Annotated in this window: 11 protein-coding genes and 1 tRNA gene; 4 read left to right on the top strand and 8 right to left on the bottom strand. The window is 33.9% G+C overall.

What is annotated here, in order from left to right; genetic code table 11:
* Positions 1-15: 15 nt before the first annotated feature.
* From ilvC to ACVCXO_RS18530, 5 genes are all read right to left on the bottom strand, one after another.
* Complete coding sequence (ilvC, locus tag ACVCXO_RS18550; protein ID WP_452231079.1) at positions 16-1518, bottom strand: ketol-acid reductoisomerase; 1503 nt, start codon at positions 1516-1518, stop codon at positions 16-18.
* Between the two features lie 22 nt (positions 1519-1540).
* Positions 1541-2071: an acetolactate synthase small subunit gene (ilvN, locus tag ACVCXO_RS18545; protein ID WP_452231078.1), complete on the bottom strand. Its 531-nt coding sequence runs from the start codon at positions 2069-2071 to the stop codon at positions 1541-1543.
* 112 nt (positions 2072-2183) lie between these two features.
* Positions 2184-3920: a biosynthetic-type acetolactate synthase large subunit gene (ilvB, locus tag ACVCXO_RS18540; RefSeq protein ID WP_452231077.1), complete on the bottom strand. Its 1737-nt coding sequence runs from the start codon at positions 3918-3920 to the stop codon at positions 2184-2186.
* A gap of 64 nt (positions 3921-3984) precedes the next feature.
* Positions 3985-5664, bottom strand: a complete 1680-nt coding sequence (ilvD, locus tag ACVCXO_RS18535) for a dihydroxy-acid dehydratase (RefSeq protein ID WP_452231076.1) — start codon at positions 5662-5664, stop codon at positions 3985-3987.
* Positions 5665-6160: 496 nt separating this feature from the next.
* On the bottom strand, positions 6161-7336 hold the full coding sequence (locus ACVCXO_RS18530) for a pyridoxal-phosphate-dependent aminotransferase family protein (RefSeq protein ID WP_452231075.1): 1176 nt from the start codon (positions 7334-7336) through the stop codon (positions 6161-6163).
* A gap of 483 nt (positions 7337-7819) precedes the next feature.
* Between ACVCXO_RS18530 and metK the strand changes: the two genes are divergently transcribed.
* Together metK and ACVCXO_RS18520 are read left to right on the top strand one after the other, a co-directional pair.
* Entirely contained in the window at positions 7820-9076 is a 1257-nt protein-coding gene (metK, locus tag ACVCXO_RS18525) for a methionine adenosyltransferase (RefSeq protein WP_452231074.1), read from the top strand.
* Between the two features lie 225 nt (positions 9077-9301).
* Positions 9302-9383: transfer RNA gene (locus ACVCXO_RS18520), tRNA-Tyr, on the top strand.
* A 374-nt stretch (positions 9384-9757) separates the two neighbouring features.
* Here the strand turns inward: ACVCXO_RS18520 and ACVCXO_RS18515 are convergent.
* From ACVCXO_RS18515 to ACVCXO_RS18505, 3 genes are all read right to left on the bottom strand, one after another.
* Entirely contained in the window at positions 9758-12454 is a 2697-nt protein-coding gene (locus ACVCXO_RS18515) for a carboxypeptidase regulatory-like domain-containing protein (RefSeq protein WP_452231073.1), read from the bottom strand.
* Positions 12455-12495: 41 nt separating this feature from the next.
* The gene (locus ACVCXO_RS18510) at positions 12496-13386 is read right to left on the bottom strand and encodes a GLPGLI family protein (RefSeq protein WP_452231072.1); all 891 of its coding nucleotides are present in this window, start codon (positions 13384-13386) and stop codon (positions 12496-12498) included.
* Positions 13387-13495: 109 nt separating this feature from the next.
* Positions 13496-14302: a GLPGLI family protein gene (locus ACVCXO_RS18505; RefSeq protein ID WP_452231071.1), complete on the bottom strand. Its 807-nt coding sequence runs from the start codon at positions 14300-14302 to the stop codon at positions 13496-13498.
* Positions 14303-14424: 122 nt separating this feature from the next.
* Between ACVCXO_RS18505 and ACVCXO_RS18500 the strand changes: the two genes are divergently transcribed.
* Positions 14425-15894: a sensor histidine kinase gene (locus ACVCXO_RS18500; RefSeq protein WP_452231070.1), complete on the top strand. Its 1470-nt coding sequence runs from the start codon at positions 14425-14427 to the stop codon at positions 15892-15894.
* Positions 15887-16570, top strand: a complete 684-nt coding sequence (locus tag ACVCXO_RS18495; protein WP_452231069.1) for a response regulator transcription factor — start codon at positions 15887-15889, stop codon at positions 16568-16570. Before ACVCXO_RS18500 ends, ACVCXO_RS18495 begins: the two co-directional genes overlap by 8 nt.
* Positions 16571-16593 lie beyond the last annotated feature (23 nt).

Genomic DNA, 16593 nt, shown 5'->3' with positions numbered 1-16593 from the left:
ATATTATAATTTTTTTTAAGCTAAGACTGAATCCTTAGATTCTACATCTGATTTTATAATTTTCATTGCTGTCATTGCAGTTCTTAAACGTTTACCAACGGCTTCAATTGGATGATTTCTAATCGCCTCATTTATTGCAATTAACTCCATATTATCTACTCCATTTCCTGTTGAAAAGGATTTACCAATAATATCTGTTTTTACAGTTTTCATAAAATCGGTAAGTAACGGTTTGCAAGCATGATCAAATAAATAACAACCATATTCTGCAGTATCTGAAATTACACGGTTCATTTCAAATAATTTTTTTCTAGCAATGGTATTTGCTATCAATGGTAATTCGTGTAAAGATTCGTAGTATGCAGAATCTTCAATAATACCTGCACTAATCATAGATTCGAAAGCTAATTCTACTCCTGATTTCACAAAGGCAACTAATAAAACACCATGATCAAAATATTCTTGTTCCGAAATATGGTTTGGTGTTAATGCTGTTTTTTCAAAAGCAGTCTCCCCTGTTGCTTCTCTCCATTTTAAAAGATTTACATCATCATTTGCCCAATCTTCCATCATGGTTTTAGAAAAATGCCCAGAGATAATATCGTCCATATGCTTTTCGAATAATGGACGCATAATATCTTTTAATTCTTCCGATAATTGGTATGCTTTTATTTTTGCTGGATTCGATAAACGATCCATCATATTTGTAATTCCGCCATGTTTTAAAGCTTCGGTAATGGTTTCCCAACCAAACTGAATTAATTTTGCTGCATAACCAGCTTCAATTCCTTCTGCAACCATTTTATCAAAAGATAAGATTGCTCCTGTTTGTAACAAACCACATAAAATAGTTTGCTCTCCCATTAAATCACTTTTTACTTCCGCAATAAATGAAGATTGTAAAACTCCTGCCTTATCTCCACCTGTTGCAACGGCGTAGGCTTTTGCTTGTGCCCAACCTTTATTTTCAGGATCGTTTTCTGGATGCACGGCAATTAATGTTGGTACACCAAAACCACGTTTATATTCTTCTCTAACTTCTGTTCCAGGGCATTTAGGCGCCACCATAATTACAGTTAAATCTTCACGAACTTGTGTTCCTTCTTCTACGATATTGAATCCGTGAGAATAGCTCAATGTTGCTCCTTTTTTCATTAAAGGCATTACCGCTTTTACTACACTTGTATGTTGTTTGTCTGGTGTTAAATTTAAAACCAAATCTGCTGTCGGAATCAACTCTTCATAAGTACCAACAGTGAAATTATTAGACGTTGCGTTATTAAACGAATCCCGTTTTTGATCGATAGCTGCTTGACGCAAAGCGTAAGAAATATCTAAACCAGAATCACGCATGTTTAAACCTTGATTTAAACCTTGTGCACCACAACCAATAATTACTATTTTTTTTCCTTTTAATGCGTTTACACCATCTTCAAACTCTGAAGCATCCATGAATCTACATTTTCCTAATTGATCTAATTGATTTCTTAATGATAATGTGTTAAAGTAATTTGACATTTTCTTTGTATTTAATTGTTGCTTATGCTTGAAAAGCTTCTAGCATTGTTGATATTTTCATTTCTTCTTTAGATACTGCAATTCGTCCGGAACGTGTAAATTGCATAATACCAAAAGCACTTAATTCTCTATATAATAATTCTATTTCCTCTTTTCTTCCTGATTTTTCAATCACGAAAAAATCTCGATTTACGGTTACTATTCTTGCATTACTTTCTTTAATTATATTCTGAATTTCGCGTTCATCAAATAATAATCCCGATCTCATTTTGAAGATGCAAGATTCTTGATAAATAATTTCATCTTCGGTATGACAGTATACTTTGATAACCTCTACTTGTTTTTCTATTTGACCCATTATTTTCTTGATATTTTCTTCGGTCATATTTACTACAATGGTAAATCTAGAAACACTTTCAATTTCTGAAGGAGAAGTATTTAAACTCTCTATATTGATATGTCTTCTTTGAAAAATTGCTGAAATTCTATTCAACAATCCTATGTTGTTTTCCGTGTAAATGGAAACTGTAAATAGTTGTTTTTCTGTGCTCATTTACTTTATGCTTTTAGCTTTTGGCTACTTGCCTTTAGCATTTTTATTTATGGATTCTTTCCATCGAATTTCAAATCATTTATACTTCTTTGAAATATAATAGAACGAACATTTACTCTAATCTTATATCGGAAACGGAAGCTCCTGTTGGTATCATAGGAAATACATTTCCTTCTTTTTCTACACAAACCTCTAAAAAGTAAGCCTCTTTACTTGCCATCATTTCTGCAACAGCTTCTGCTAATTCTTCTCGTTTAGTAACTCTTCTTGCATTTAAATAATATCCTTTTGCAATAGCTACAAAATCTGGATTTGTCATTTCTGTAGATGCATAGCGTTTATCGAAAAATAGCTGTTGCCACTGACGAACCATTCCTAGAAACTCATTGTTTAGCACCACAATTTTCACTGCTGCTTTTTGCTGAAAAATAGTACCCAATTCTTGAATCGTCATTTGATAACCACCATCCCCAGAAATAGAGACCACTTCGCGTTCTGGTCTTGCCATTTTAGCTCCAATAGCAGCCGGAAGACCAAAGCCCATGGTACCTAAACCTCCAGAAGTAATATTACTTTTAGTTTGATTAAACTTCGCATAACGACAAGCAATCATTTGGTGCTGACCAACATCACTTACAATAGCAGCTTCTCCTTTAGATTGTATGTTTATTTGGTTTATAACCTCACCCATTGTTAATCCTTCTTTGGTAGGATGCAAGTCGTCTTTAATTACTTTTTCAAACTCAATAGCATATAAATCCTTAAATTTTTGATGCCATTCTGGATGTGTATTTTTATTTAATAACGGAAGTATAGCTTCTAAGCTCGCTTTTGCATCGCCTAAAACTGCTACATCTGCTTTTACATTTTTATTTATTTCTGAAGGATCTATTTCAAAATGAATCACTTTTGCTTGTGTAGCATATTCATCTAATTTACCGGTAACACGGTCGTCAAAACGCATTCCGATAGCAATTAAAAGATCACATTGATTCGTTAAAACATTTGGCGCATAATTACCATGCATACCAACCATACCAATATTTAAAGGATGCGATGTTGGTATTGCCGAAGCTCCCATAATGGTCCAAGCGGAAGGAATTCCTGCTTTTTCAATTACTGCTTTAAAAGCCTCTTCTGCTTTACTTAAAATCACGCCTTGTCCCCAAACTACCATTGGTTTTTTAGCGGCATTAATTAATTTCGCAGCTGCTTCCAGCGAAGCCATTTCTGTTTTAGGAACGGGAATATAACTTCTTACTCCAGTACATTTTTTATATTTAAAATCGAATTCTTCAAATTGCGCATCTTTCGTAATATCAACTAAAACTGGACCTGGACGACCACTTTTAGCAATATAAAATGCTTTAGCCATCACTTCAGGAATATCGGAAGCCTTGGTTACTTGGCAATTCCATTTGGTAACTGGTGTTGAAATACCAACAATATCTGTTTCTTGAAATGCATCACTACCTAACAAATGCGAAGCTACTTGCCCTGTAATACAAACCATTGGTGTACTATCTATTTGCGCATCTGCAATCCCTGTAATTAAATTTGTTGCTCCAGGTCCTGAAGTTGCAATTGCGACTCCAACTTCTCCCGAAATTCTTGCATAACCTTGTGCAGCATGTGTTGCACCTTGTTCATGGCGTGCTAATACGTGATGAATTTTATCTTGGTATTTATATAATTCATCATAAACCGGCATAATAGCTCCTCCAGGATAGCCATAAAGTACTTTTACACCTTCTTCTAAAAGACATCTTACAACAGCTTCGCTTCCTGAGATACGTTCTGTTGTTTCTGTACTTTTCGTTTTATTTTCTACGGTTTGTGTTTCTCTCATCTCGTTACAAATTTGGAAACCTTTCGACTGCGCTCAAGGTGACAACATTTAATTTAATATTTTGTTAGAACTCATCCGTTACACATCCTTTAGATGCAGACGAAACTGTTTTGGCATATTTATAAAGAACACCACGTTCAAACTTTAAATCTGGTGCTTTCCATGTTTTTCTTCTTTGGTTTAACTCTGCATCTGAAACCTCTAGAACTATAGAGTTCGTTTCTGCATCTATGGTAATAATATCTCCATCTTTCACTAAGGCTAGATTTCCTCCTTCTTGTGCTTCTGGTGTAATATGGCCAACTACAAATCCATGTGTTCCTCCAGAGAAACGACCATCTGTAATTAATGCGACATCTTTACCTAAACCCGCTCCCATAATTGCAGCAGTTGGCTTTAGCATTTCGGGCATTCCTGGTCCTCCTTTTGGTCCTTCGTAACGAATGACGACCACATCTCCTTTTTCTACTTTACCATCTCTTATTCCGTCATTAGCTGCATATTCTCCTTCAAAAACTTTTGCTTTTCCTTGAAATTTCAAACCTTCTTTTCCGGTAATTTTAGCAACACTTCCTTCGGTTGCTAAGTTTCCGTAAAGCATACGTAAGTGTCCAGAAATTTTAATAGGGTTTTCAATTGGTTTTATCACCTCTTGACCTTCCTTTAAATCTGGAACATCTAATAAATTTTCGGCAATCGTTTTTCCGGTAACGGTTAAACAGTCTCCATGAATTAGTCCTTTCTTTAAAAGGTATTTTAATACCGCAGGAATTCCGCCAACTGCGTGAACGTCTTCCATTAAATATTTTCCGCTAGGTTTTAAATCTGCTAAAAACGGCGTAGTATCACTTATTTTTTGAAAATCTTTTAATGTAAAATCTATTTGAGCGGCTCTTGCTATTGCTAAAAAGTGTAGCACTGCATTTGTAGAACCTCCAAGAATGGTAACTAATCGGATTGCATTCTCTAAAGACTTTCTGGTAATAATATCACTAGGTTTAATATCTTTTTCTAAAAGTAATCGTAAAGCTTCACCTGCTTTTACCGACTCTTCTTTTTTAGCATCACTTAAGGCAGGATTTGAAGAATTAAAAGGTAAAGTCATTCCTAAAGCTTCAATTGCAGAAGCCATTGTATTTGCAGTATACATTCCTCCACAAGCTCCAGCTCCCGGACATGCTTTTTCTACAATACTTTGGTATTCGGATTCCTCCATAGTACCAGCAACTTTACTTCCCCAAGCTTCAAAAGCAGAAACGACATCTAGTTTTTTCCCGTTATGACAACCAGAATCTATCGTTCCTCCATACACTAATATAGACGGACGATCTAAACGAATCATTGCGATTAAAGCACCAGGCATGTTTTTATCACAACCAACAACGGTAACTAAACCATCATAACTCATTGCTTGCACAACGGTTTCCATAGAATCTGCAATAATATCGCGAGATGGCAAGGAGTAACGCATTCCTGGAGTTCCCATAGAAATACCATCACTAACACCAATCGTATTAAAAATTAGACCTATAATATCTTCGTTTTTGGTTCCTTTTTTAACCAGTTTTGCAAGGTCATTTAAGTGCATATTACAAGGATTACCCTCATAACCTGTACTTGCTATTCCTACAATAGGTTTAAAAAAATCTTCTTTTGTTAACCCAATTGCGTGCAACATTGCTTGTGCAGCTGGTTGTGTTGGGTCTTGTGTAACTGTTTTACTGTATTTGTTTAATTGACTCATATTTTAATGCAAATTGTATTTGCTAGAACTAAATTAAAGTTTTAGCAGACTATTTATAATATCATTCGTTTTATCCAGCTAAATCCAATGCTAAAAATTAATGATTAATTTATTGATTACCAGTAATTTACACCTCTGTAAATATGACACTCAAATGGTTTACTTTTTTTTATTCTTACCTACTGTATTCGATAATACTTTCTTGTTTGAAAAGAAATTATATTTCATCCAATTTTCGAACTTTACATTACGGCCCATTTTAACTTGTCTTTTAAGCATAAAAAAAGCCTTCCGATTATGGAAGGCTTAAAATATATTTTTATGTATAATTATTTATAGCATTCCCTGGCTTCGTGAAATAATCACGATGCGAATAATGGAAATACTATTTACTATTTGTTTTTTCATTGGATGGTATAAAGGTATAAAACTCTTTTTAATATTCTATCCTTATTCTTAAAAGATACTATAGAATTTGTTTTTTCACCTTCCGTTGTTATTCTATTTTTTTATTCAGAATCTTTTGAAAAGTACTTAATCCAATTCCAGATTGGAATGGAAAACCACTTTTTACTAATGCAAACTCTATAGCACTTAAAGTACTAATGATATCACTAGAGGTAACCGCTCCCATGTGGCCCACTCTAAAATATTTCGTTTTTAATTCAGGCAATAATCCACCAGCAACAATGACATCTAATTTAGATATCTGTTTTAAAAACGAAGCTGCCTCTATTCCTTCCGGATAATAAACGGCGGTTAAGGTATTTGCTGCATTTTCCGTTTTTGAAGGTAATATATTCAAACCTAAAGCAGCTATTGCTTCCCGAAAAGCACCAGCTAATTGTTTATGCTTTTTAACTCTAGCTCCAATTCCTTCCGAATTAATTAGCTTTAAACTAGTTTCTAAGGCCATTATTAAATTTACTGGCGGCGTCCCAAAATAAGATGGTTTTCTTGCTTGGTATGCTTTCATAATTGGCAACCAATTTTTCCAATCGGCATAATAATTAGGCACTAGTGTTTTTCTATGCTCCCAGGTTTGAATCGCTTTTTTAGAAGCCACTAACAACGCTAATCCTGGAGGTACACCAACCGCTTTTTGAGATGCTGTTAAAACCACGTCAATTCCCCATTCCTCTTGTTTTATTTCTTCACCTGCAACAGAGCAAACACCATCTAAAATACTTAGTGCATTATACTTTTTTGCTAGTGCGGCAATTTCTTTAGGGCGTACCAAAACTCCTGTAGACGTATCTACATGTGTCATGGTTACGACTTTATAAACTTTATTTTTTAATGCATTTTCTATAGCTTCTAAACTAGGTACTTCTCCAACAGCGACCTCTAAAATAGTTACATCCACTTGATAGCGTTCTAAAATATCTTTATAACGCGTACCAAAATAACCTGTAGAAATTACTAATGCATTATCTCCAGCTTCCACTAAATTCGCAACCGCCATATCCATAGCCAAGGTTCCACTTCCTGCTACCACAAAAGGCTGCCCTGTTGGCGCCTGCCAAACCTTTTTCATTGCATCTAATGCATTCCCAAAACTATTAATAAAACTAGGAGCTACATGACTTGTTGTAACCGCACTCATTGCCCTTAAAACTTCGGGTTCGAATTCTATTGGTCCGGGAATCATTAAAAGTTTTCTTCCTTTCATTTCTTTTTAGTTATTAATGTATGCACTAAATTAGTTTATTCTTTGCTTTTATTTTTTAACTTCCGTTATCTAAGACTAAATCCATAGTGAAAAATACATTTTTAAAACACTATTAATCAAAGTATTAAACACCAAAACATATGATGTTCAATTCCTAAAAACCATATAAAACCCACTTCTATTTCTATTACTAGACATCCCATTAAATTGAGTAATATATTGGTGCACTAAGTTATATAAATTAAAAGTTCTTTAAAAAAGGTTAAATTGGTATGCGTTCCGTTTTATTTTTCTACTTTTGCTGTATTAAAATTAAGAGGAAAAATTTGTCTGATTGCAACCTCTTCAAATCCATTTAGGTATCTAGACTAAGATTCCAAATTAAATTTGAAATAAAATGCTAAAGCAGTAAGTTATTCACTTCTCTAGCGACCAAGCAATCCAACAAATTTATAATTAAACTATAATTAAAAATTAGGATTTATGCCATATTTATTTACTTCGGAAAGTGTATCAGAAGGACATCCAGATAAAGTAGCAGACCAAATAAGTGATGCTTTAATTGATCATTTTTTAGCTTTTGATTCAGAGGCTAAAGTTGCATGCGAAACATTAGTAACTACAGGACAAGTTGTACTTGCTGGTGAAGTAAAATCGAACACCTATTTAGACGTACAAAAAATTGCACGTGATACCATTAATAAAATTGGTTACACGAAAAGCGCATATATGTTTGACGGAAATTCTTGCGGTGTTTTCTCTGCAATACACGAACAGTCTGAAGACATTAATCGTGGTGTAGATAGAGCTAGCAAAGAAGAGCAAGGAGCAGGAGATCAAGGAATGATGTTTGGTTACGCAACCAATGAAACCGAAAACTATATGCCATTAGCATTAGATCTTTCGCATAAAATCATGTTTGAACTTGCTGAATTACGAAGAGAAAACAAAGAAATCACCTATTTACGTCCAGATTCTAAAAGTCAGGTAACTATTGAATATAGTGATGACAATGTACCGCAACGTATTGAAGCTATTGTAGTTTCTACGCAACATGACGATTTTGATACCAATGACGATGTGATGTTAGCGAAAATCAGAAAAGATATTGTAGACATATTAATTCCGAGAGTAATTGCAAAATTACCAGAGAATTTACACGCACTTTTTAATGCGGATATCAAATACCATATAAACCCAACAGGGAAGTTTGTAATTGGTGGACCTCATGGTGACACCGGACTTACAGGAAGAAAAATCATTGTAGATACTTATGGTGGAAAAGGTGCTCATGGTGGAGGTGCTTTTTCAGGAAAAGATCCAAGTAAAGTGGACAGAAGTGCTGCTTATGCGACAAGACATATTGCTAAAAATCTAGTTGCTGCAGGAATTTGTGACGAAATTTTAGTACAAGTAAGTTATGCAATTGGCGTTGTAGAACCAATGGGGATTTTTGTTGACACCTATGGAACTTGTCCTTTTAATATGACCGATGGAGAAATAGCTCAAAAGGTTTCTGAAATTTTTGACATGCGTCCATCTTCTATTGAAACACGTTTAAAACTACGTAACCCAATGTACAGCGAAACTGCTGCCTATGGACACATGGGAAGAGTAAATGAAACAGTTACAAAAACATTCTCGCAACCAAATGGAGATGATCTTACCGTAGATGTAGAATTATTTACTTGGGAAAAATTAGATTATGTAGATAAAGTGAAAGCTGCCTTTGGGTTGTAAGAAACTATTATCCTACCCCTTTTTAAAGCCGTTACTATTTTTAGTAGCGGTTTTTTTATTCTCTAAACAAAAATATGTGTTTCCAAATACATGTGTAAACAATTAATTAACAAAGACATAACCACCACTACTTTTTGTCTAAAAAAAATATCTTTACATTTTTAAAAAAAAGTACAAATTATATAGCGGTAAAACAGTAAAACTTAAATATATTTGCACTCGTTTGGGGAGATACTCAAGCGGCCAACGAGGACAGACTGTAACTCTGTTGTTTTTAACTTCGTAGGTTCGAATCCTACTCTCCCCACTTTAATTCGAAAAGTCTGCATGTAAATGCAGACTTTTTTGTTTTTAGAAAAAGCTGAAATGTTGCTTTGAAAAGACACTGTTAGTTTTTAAGCAAAAAAAGCCTTCTTTTTCAAGAAGGCTTTTTTGCGTTAAGGATGGAAGTGGCATCCTTTTGTTTTTACAAAAGATTTAACGTACAGCCTGACGCTACGTAGCTTTTGCGAAGTAGGGTAACGCCATAAAAACAGAACGATTGGTTCTTATTAGAATAGATTACTACGTCGCTCTGCTCCATTCCTAACGGAAGGCAAGCTCATAATTTTATAAGATTCCCACGTCGCTCTGCGTATCATAATGACGTATGCTTCATGAGATTCCCGCCTGCGCGGGAATTTATAGGTTATACTTCACACTAAACACCACATATCTTGGCTGAATATAATATTCTCTATTACTCACCGAAATATTTCCTGTGTTACTCTGACTCAAGCTTTGCGTATCTAGCAAATTGGTTGCACCTACTTTGTACTCCCATTGGCTATCTGTTTTCTGATAGGTTAAGGAAGCATCTAAAAAGCCATAGGTATTCAATGAAGTTTCGGTATTTCTAAAATCGTAATAACTGTACTCGGTAACAAAACTAAAGTCTTTTAAAATCACTGCATCCACGTTTATAAATGGTCGGTGTGTATAAAATTTGGTGTTGTTATTTCCTTGGTCGTTATCATTGATAGTTAAGTCATAACCCAATTCTACGTTTGGCGCATTCTTAAAAAAGGTACTCACTCGAGAACCATAGGTTTGTGTAAAGCTTTTGTTTTCACTTTGGTTTCCGCCTACAAACTGATTAAAGGTTGCCCAACTCCAAGATCCAGAAAGGTTGGCTTTTATTTTTCCGAAACGACGCTCAAAACGTCCACGAGCAGAAAAAGTTTCGTCTGCAAAATCAGAATTAAATGGTGTGGAAGTGGTAATTACACTTTCGAAATCTGTACTATTTCTTATTCCATCTATATTTTTAGAATAGTTTAAAAACCCGAATACATTGGTATAATTAAACATATTAAAACTAAAATACGATAGATTTAAATTATGCGATAAAGAGTTTTCTAATTCACGATTTCCAGAAAACAACGAACTGTAATTATTCATAATTAAACCTTCTGCCAATTGTGTGACATCTGTAAAATTGGTTTGCATGGAATAACTCAAGTTTAGATTTTCACTCTTTTTAAGTTGTAATCGTATCGTCGCATCTGGTAAAATTCTAGCAAAACTGTTAGAATTTGTAGATCCGAATTGCGTATCCTTGGTACTATATGCATGTGCAGAAAAACCTGGTGTTAGCGTAAACTTCCCCGCTTTTAAGTTATAATGCACACCAACATAAGCGTCACTAAAAGTATAATCTACATCGTTGGTATTAGAACCGTCGATTGGCGTTGGATCATATTCTGAACCATCATCTAGAATTTGAAATATTTCGGAATTAAACTTCTGGTTGCTATATACCAAACCTACCGTATAATTTAGATTACTCTTTTGATTGAGTACATTCCAGTAATTTAATTTTGCATCTAATTTATTGGACTTTACACGTTTGTTTTGTGCAGCATCATACGCAGTTTGCGCATCGTCATATCCCAAATTATCTGCGGTACTAGAATAGGTCGCTTTGTCTTCAATAAATGCATTGTAAAAAGGATCTTCATCTTGCAATAAATGTTGTGCTTCAAAAGAAAAAATATTATTTTCGTTTAAGGTATAGTAGTAGTTTAAATTCTGATTAATACTATATGGCGTTTGCTCTTCTATTTGATCGACTTGCCCTAAAACGGAAGAATTAAAAAAACGATTTTGTGTTTGCTTCGATAGCCTTCCGAAGATATCATAATCCAATTGATTACTTGCATTTGGTTTATACACCGTACTTAATTTTAGTAAACCTAAATTACTTTCTTGCTGTGTGTAATTGGTAGTAGATTCGTCTGGAATACTCAATTCATCATCGGTATAGGTAACTTCATTATTCTCACGAATTGCTGTTTTTGTTCCGGAGAAAATCCCGAATCCGCTAAACGTTAATGCTTTATTTGGCGCATGGCTAAAGTTTGCAGCTGCAAATTTAGTCTCTATACTTTCGGCTTTATTATTGGTTGTATTTAAAAAACCTAAACTATTATCGCCTAAGCTAATATTGGTTCCACTACTCTGACTTAGGTTTCTAAAACCACCTGTAAAATTAAAATAGTCTCTACGTGTAAAGGCAATTTCACCGGTATTATTTAAATCTCCAATAAAGTTGATACTAGTTTTCGGACTGTAGAAAAAGAGTTTAGGTTGCACTTTATATAATCCGTCATCACTTGCAATTCCTGCACCGACCGTAATATCTCCAAACCAGAATTTATCTTTTCCTTCTTTGAGTTTTATATTTATGGCAATATTATCTTGATTATTGGTAACGCTACTTAATTGTCCTACTTCGCTAAAGTTTTTAAGTACTTGTACTTTATCAATAGCATTCGATGGAATATTTTTCGCTGCTAATTTGGTATCTCCATCAAAGAAATCTTTACCATCGACCATGATTTTAGTAACCTTCTTTCCTTCTACTTCAATCTCACCATCGTCGGTGATTTCTACTCCTGGAAGTTTCTTTAAAACATCTTCTAGTTTTCTTTCGGTTCCCGTTTTAAAAGAATCTGCGTTATATACAATGGTATCTCCTTTCACCGTTACCGGCATTTCATAGACTAGTTCTACTTCGTCTAAAGTATTATCGTCTTGCAAAGTGTAATCTCTGGTAAGATCTTCTTCTTTGGTGCTAAAAAGATCTTCGGTCATTTTCATACCAATATAACTCACTTGTATTTGGTAATTAGAATTCTTCTCTAAAGAGAGTTTATAACGTCCGGTATCATTGGTAATTCCGTAAGAATCTAATGCTTTTGTTTCTTGATTTATAGCTACAACATTGGCAAGTTCTAAAGGGTTACCAATACTATCTTTGACTACGCCTTCTACTCTAACTTGAGCAAAAGTGGTACTTGCTACTAAACAGATTAGTAGCGTTAAAAGGTTTTTCATTTTTAAAATTTAAGGTTGGTTTGAATAGACACTTTAATGGATTAACGACCTCTTCCTGATCCTCTGCCTCCACGACCTCCGTACATTTCGCGCATTTCTTCCATTTTCTTAGTAACGGTTTCTGTGTATTCTTCTTTGGTAACTTCTTTTCCTTTAGATGGCGCTTTGATGCTTTCTTTTTCTTCAGGATTTAAAACTATTTTAGTACATAAAACAGTCGTTCTATCTGCACTAACTTCTAGTATTAAACCTGGAAGCCCCCAATATTCTCCCGGACCTTGGTTTACTGGAATTTGCATGGTGTACCAAGCAGTAACTTCAATTTCTTTTGGCACTTCTTTTTCTTCCACTGACTTATCTACCTTGGTAGAATCGCCTTTTTTATCTGCTGTTTCTTTATCACCACCTCTTGATCCTGGTCTAAAACTTGCAAAACTCATTTTATCTACAGGTTTCATTGCAGTAGCTTTCATAGCCATATACTGACCAATTTGTTTGGTTTCCCCAGTCATTTTCCATTTTAATTTTGGCAACGAATCTTTAATTAAAAATTGTTTTCCAAAAAACTCTTGTTCTTGTAATAGCGCATTGCTTTGCACATTTTTATATTGCTCTCCTGCAACAAAACTAGCACCAAAACCTCCAAAACCTCTACCTTGAGATCCTCCTGGAGCAGCTAATTGTTCTTCTTCTTTATAAATAGATTCCGTTTTGTTAAACGTAAGAATGTAGGTTTTCTCAAGAAAGCTTTTCATACGTTCCATCATTTGCTTTTTTCTGTCTGGCGACATGTCTGGACGACCAAAGTTGTCCATATCTACAGTAGTTTTAGATGCGTAATACGCTTTCCCTTGAAAGTCTTGTTGTGCAAAAGTGTACGCACTAGTAAAAAGTGCAAAACAGAGAATAGATAGTGTTTTTAATGTTTTCATTTTTAAGCGTTTGTAGTTTTTATGTATAATACTATTTTTACTGACTTTGGTAAGACATGAAAAACAGCAAAACGTTTAAGTTACAAATGTTAAAGTTTTCTTAAAAAAGCTATCCACCAATAAGGATAATACTGCTTCCATCCTTTTTTCCAGAATGCATACGATCCATCATTTCCTTGTCTTTCTTCTCCATGATTGCATCAAATTTTTCTTGCGAAACCACTTTTCCTTTCTCTGGTTCTTTAATTTCGATAGTATCTTTAGGATTCATTATAATTTTAGAACATATTAAAGTCAGCTTACCGTCATTAATCTCAAGTATAAGTCCGGGCAAACCATGAAAGTCTTGTGGCCCATTATTCACTGGGATTTGCGGCGTATACCAAGCAATTGTTGTGCGTTCTTCTTGTACGGTTTCTAAGCTTCCGTCGATAAAATTTTTTGTTTCTACTTCTTCTGAAAACGTCCCTTTATAACAAGTATATTCTCCAATATTTTTGGTTTCATTAACTAATTTCCAGTAGTTATTATTCAGGCTATCTTTTATTAAAAACCGCTTATTAAAAATTTCAGATTCTTCTACATATCTATTTTCTTTTATGTTTTTATACAGCACATCGGAACTCGATTCTATCGTAATTTGAAATCCGCTAGAAGAAGGCGTAGGAGCAGCAAGTTTTTCGTTTTCTTTATAGATAGATTCATTTCTAGTAAAGGTTAGCGTGTACTCTCTTTGCATTTGTTTTTGAAGCTGCTCTTGAATTTGCTTTTGCATCGCTTTACTCTGATTATCATTTCCTTTTAAATCTATTTTACGGAAGGACTTATAGGTTGCTACACCTTGAAAATCTTGTGCAAATACGCTTGTTGAAAAAACGATTAGCAGTAAAAGAATACCTGTGTTTTTAAATATCATAACTTGTGTTTTTTGATTAATACACCGCAAATATGAAACTATAAATACCTTTTAATAGTTAACGAGTGTTAACTAGTGTTAAGCGATTGGTTTTATAGAGTTTTTACTTATACATTTGAAATATGAATACAAAAAAATACCGTTGGATTCTATATTTAATCCTAACTACTATTGTACTAACGATAGTAGTACAAGGCTATTGGAACTATAAAAACTACCTGCAAAACAAGCAGCATTTTAGTAATAATGTGCAAACGAGTTTAGACAATGCCTTAGATGCGTATTATGCAGATTTAGCGCAATCGAATAAACGCATCACCTTTATAGATAGTGAAAATAGCAACATCAATATTCACAGTAAACCACATAAAGATGCAGATTCGCTATTTCTTGTCCTTGAAAAAGAATACAAAGATAAACTTGGAGAAGACATCACCGGATTTACACAAATGCAAGATTCTAGTAGTGGATTTACCTTTTTAAAAGAAGGGAATACCACCAAACAAATACAAGTAATTTGGGACCAAAAAGTAGCGGATAGTTTAGAATTAACAAAAAACATTTCTTCCATTTACATATCTATACTAGAAGACACCTTAAACTTCTCCAAACTAAGCCCTTTAATTATAAAAGAGTTAAACAGAAAAAAAATTGCAATTCCGTTTACGCTAAAACATTTTAAAAACGACAGCATTATTAATACTTCTAATAAAGCCATTGTTCCTATTCGTTATTTAACGACGACATCGAAATCCAAGTTTTTAAAATCACATGAAAAAATAACGATGGCTTATCCTAATGCCACAAGCATCATTTTAAAAGAAGGTTTATTAGGCATGTTATTATCCTTCGTACTAGCCTTAGCAATAATTTCTAGCTTGTTCTATTTATTGAAAATTATTAAACATCAAAAGGAACTAGCAGAAGTAAAAAACGATTTGATAAGTAATATCACTCATGAATTTAAAACGCCAATCGCCACTATTAGCGTTGCCTTAGAAAGTATTAAAAATTTCAATATCCAAGAAGACAAAGAGAAAACTTCTAATTATTTAAATATTTCTACTAATCAATTAGCTAAGCTAAATACAATGGTTGAAAAATTATTAGAAACAGCCACGCTAGATAGCAACAGTTTACAATTGGTAAAAGAAAAATATAATATTACCGATTTATTGCAATCGATAGTAGACAAACACGAATTGCAATTGGATAAGAAGAGTATCCTTTTAAATACAAATCCAGAAAAAATCTTAGCCTTTATAGACGTTTTTCATATAGAAAATGCGATTAATAATATTGTTGATAATGCGATTAAATATGGTGGAAATAAAATCAGCATTCAATTAGAGCAAAACGCACAATCCTTTATTATTTGTATATCCGACAACGGAAATACATTAACGAAAGCCAATAAAGAAAAGATATTTGAACAGTTTTATCGTGTTCCAAAAGGAAATATTCACAATGTAAAAGGCTTCGGAATTGGTTTGTATTACACCAAGAAAATCATTGAGAAACATAACGGAACGATTCAATTAGATCTAGAAAATAAACAAACAACTTTTAAACTAACACTTCCTAATGCATAAACCAATCACCATATTACTGGCGGAAGACGAACCTGCTTTAGGACAAATCATTAAAGAAAGTTTAGAAACCCGAAACTTTAAAGTATTACTTTGTGCTAATGGCGAAACCGCTTATTCTACTTACAAAAAAGAACAACCAGAACTATTAGTTTTAGACGTGATGATGCCAATAAAAGACGGTTTCACTCTGGCAAAAGAAATTAGAATAGAAGACGAAACCATTCCTATTATCTTTCTAACAGCAAAATCACAAACGCAAGATGTAGTAGAAGGTTTTACAATTGGGGGCAATGATTATCTAAAAAAACCATTTAGCATGGAAGAGCTAATTGTTCGAATTCATAATTTAATCGATAGAACCAAAGTTCAAAGAACTGCCGAAATACTTCCTATTGGTGATTTCACATTTCACTTTCCAAAGCAAATACTGCAATACAAAACCGAAGCTGCGGTGCAACTCACACATCGAGAAGCACATTTATTATTTCATCTCTTAAAAAACAAAAACCAAGTATTAGATAGATCCTTAATACTAAATAAACTTTGGGGAAACGATGATTTTTTTAACGCCAGAAGCATGGATGTCTTTATTAGCAAGCTTAGAAAAAAAATAAAACAAGACAGTACATTACAAATAATAAACGTGAGAGGCTTTGGTTATAAATTAATTTGCTAAAAAGTGGTGCAATTTTTGTACTT

The sequence above is a fragment of the Lacinutrix sp. MEBiC02404 genome (assembly GCF_053601575.1).
The sequence above is the reverse complement of the archived record's forward strand: the minus strand, read 5'-3'. Positions and strand labels throughout refer to the sequence as shown.

Coding starts and splice junctions, on each gene's coding strand:
- ilvC (WP_452231079.1), bottom strand. CDS start 1,518: ATGTCAAATTACTTTAACACATTATCATTAAGAAATCAATTAGATCAA.
- ilvN (WP_452231078.1), bottom strand. CDS start 2,071: ATGAGCACAGAAAAACAACTATTTACAGTTTCCATTTACACGGAAAAC.
- ilvB (WP_452231077.1), bottom strand. CDS start 3,920: ATGAGAGAAACACAAACCGTAGAAAATAAAACGAAAAGTACAGAAACA.
- ilvD (WP_452231076.1), bottom strand. CDS start 5,664: ATGAGTCAATTAAACAAATACAGTAAAACAGTTACACAAGACCCAACA.
- ACVCXO_RS18530 (WP_452231075.1), bottom strand. CDS start 7,336: ATGAAAGGAAGAAAACTTTTAATGATTCCCGGACCAATAGAATTCGAA.
- metK (WP_452231074.1), top strand. CDS start 7,820: ATGCCATATTTATTTACTTCGGAAAGTGTATCAGAAGGACATCCAGAT.
- ACVCXO_RS18515 (WP_452231073.1), bottom strand. CDS start 12,454: ATGAAAAACCTTTTAACGCTACTAATCTGTTTAGTAGCAAGTACCACT.
- ACVCXO_RS18510 (WP_452231072.1), bottom strand. CDS start 13,386: ATGAAAACATTAAAAACACTATCTATTCTCTGTTTTGCACTTTTTACT.
- ACVCXO_RS18505 (WP_452231071.1), bottom strand. CDS start 14,302: ATGATATTTAAAAACACAGGTATTCTTTTACTGCTAATCGTTTTTTCA.
- ACVCXO_RS18500 (WP_452231070.1), top strand. CDS start 14,425: ATGAATACAAAAAAATACCGTTGGATTCTATATTTAATCCTAACTACT.
- ACVCXO_RS18495 (WP_452231069.1), top strand. CDS start 15,887: ATGCATAAACCAATCACCATATTACTGGCGGAAGACGAACCTGCTTTA.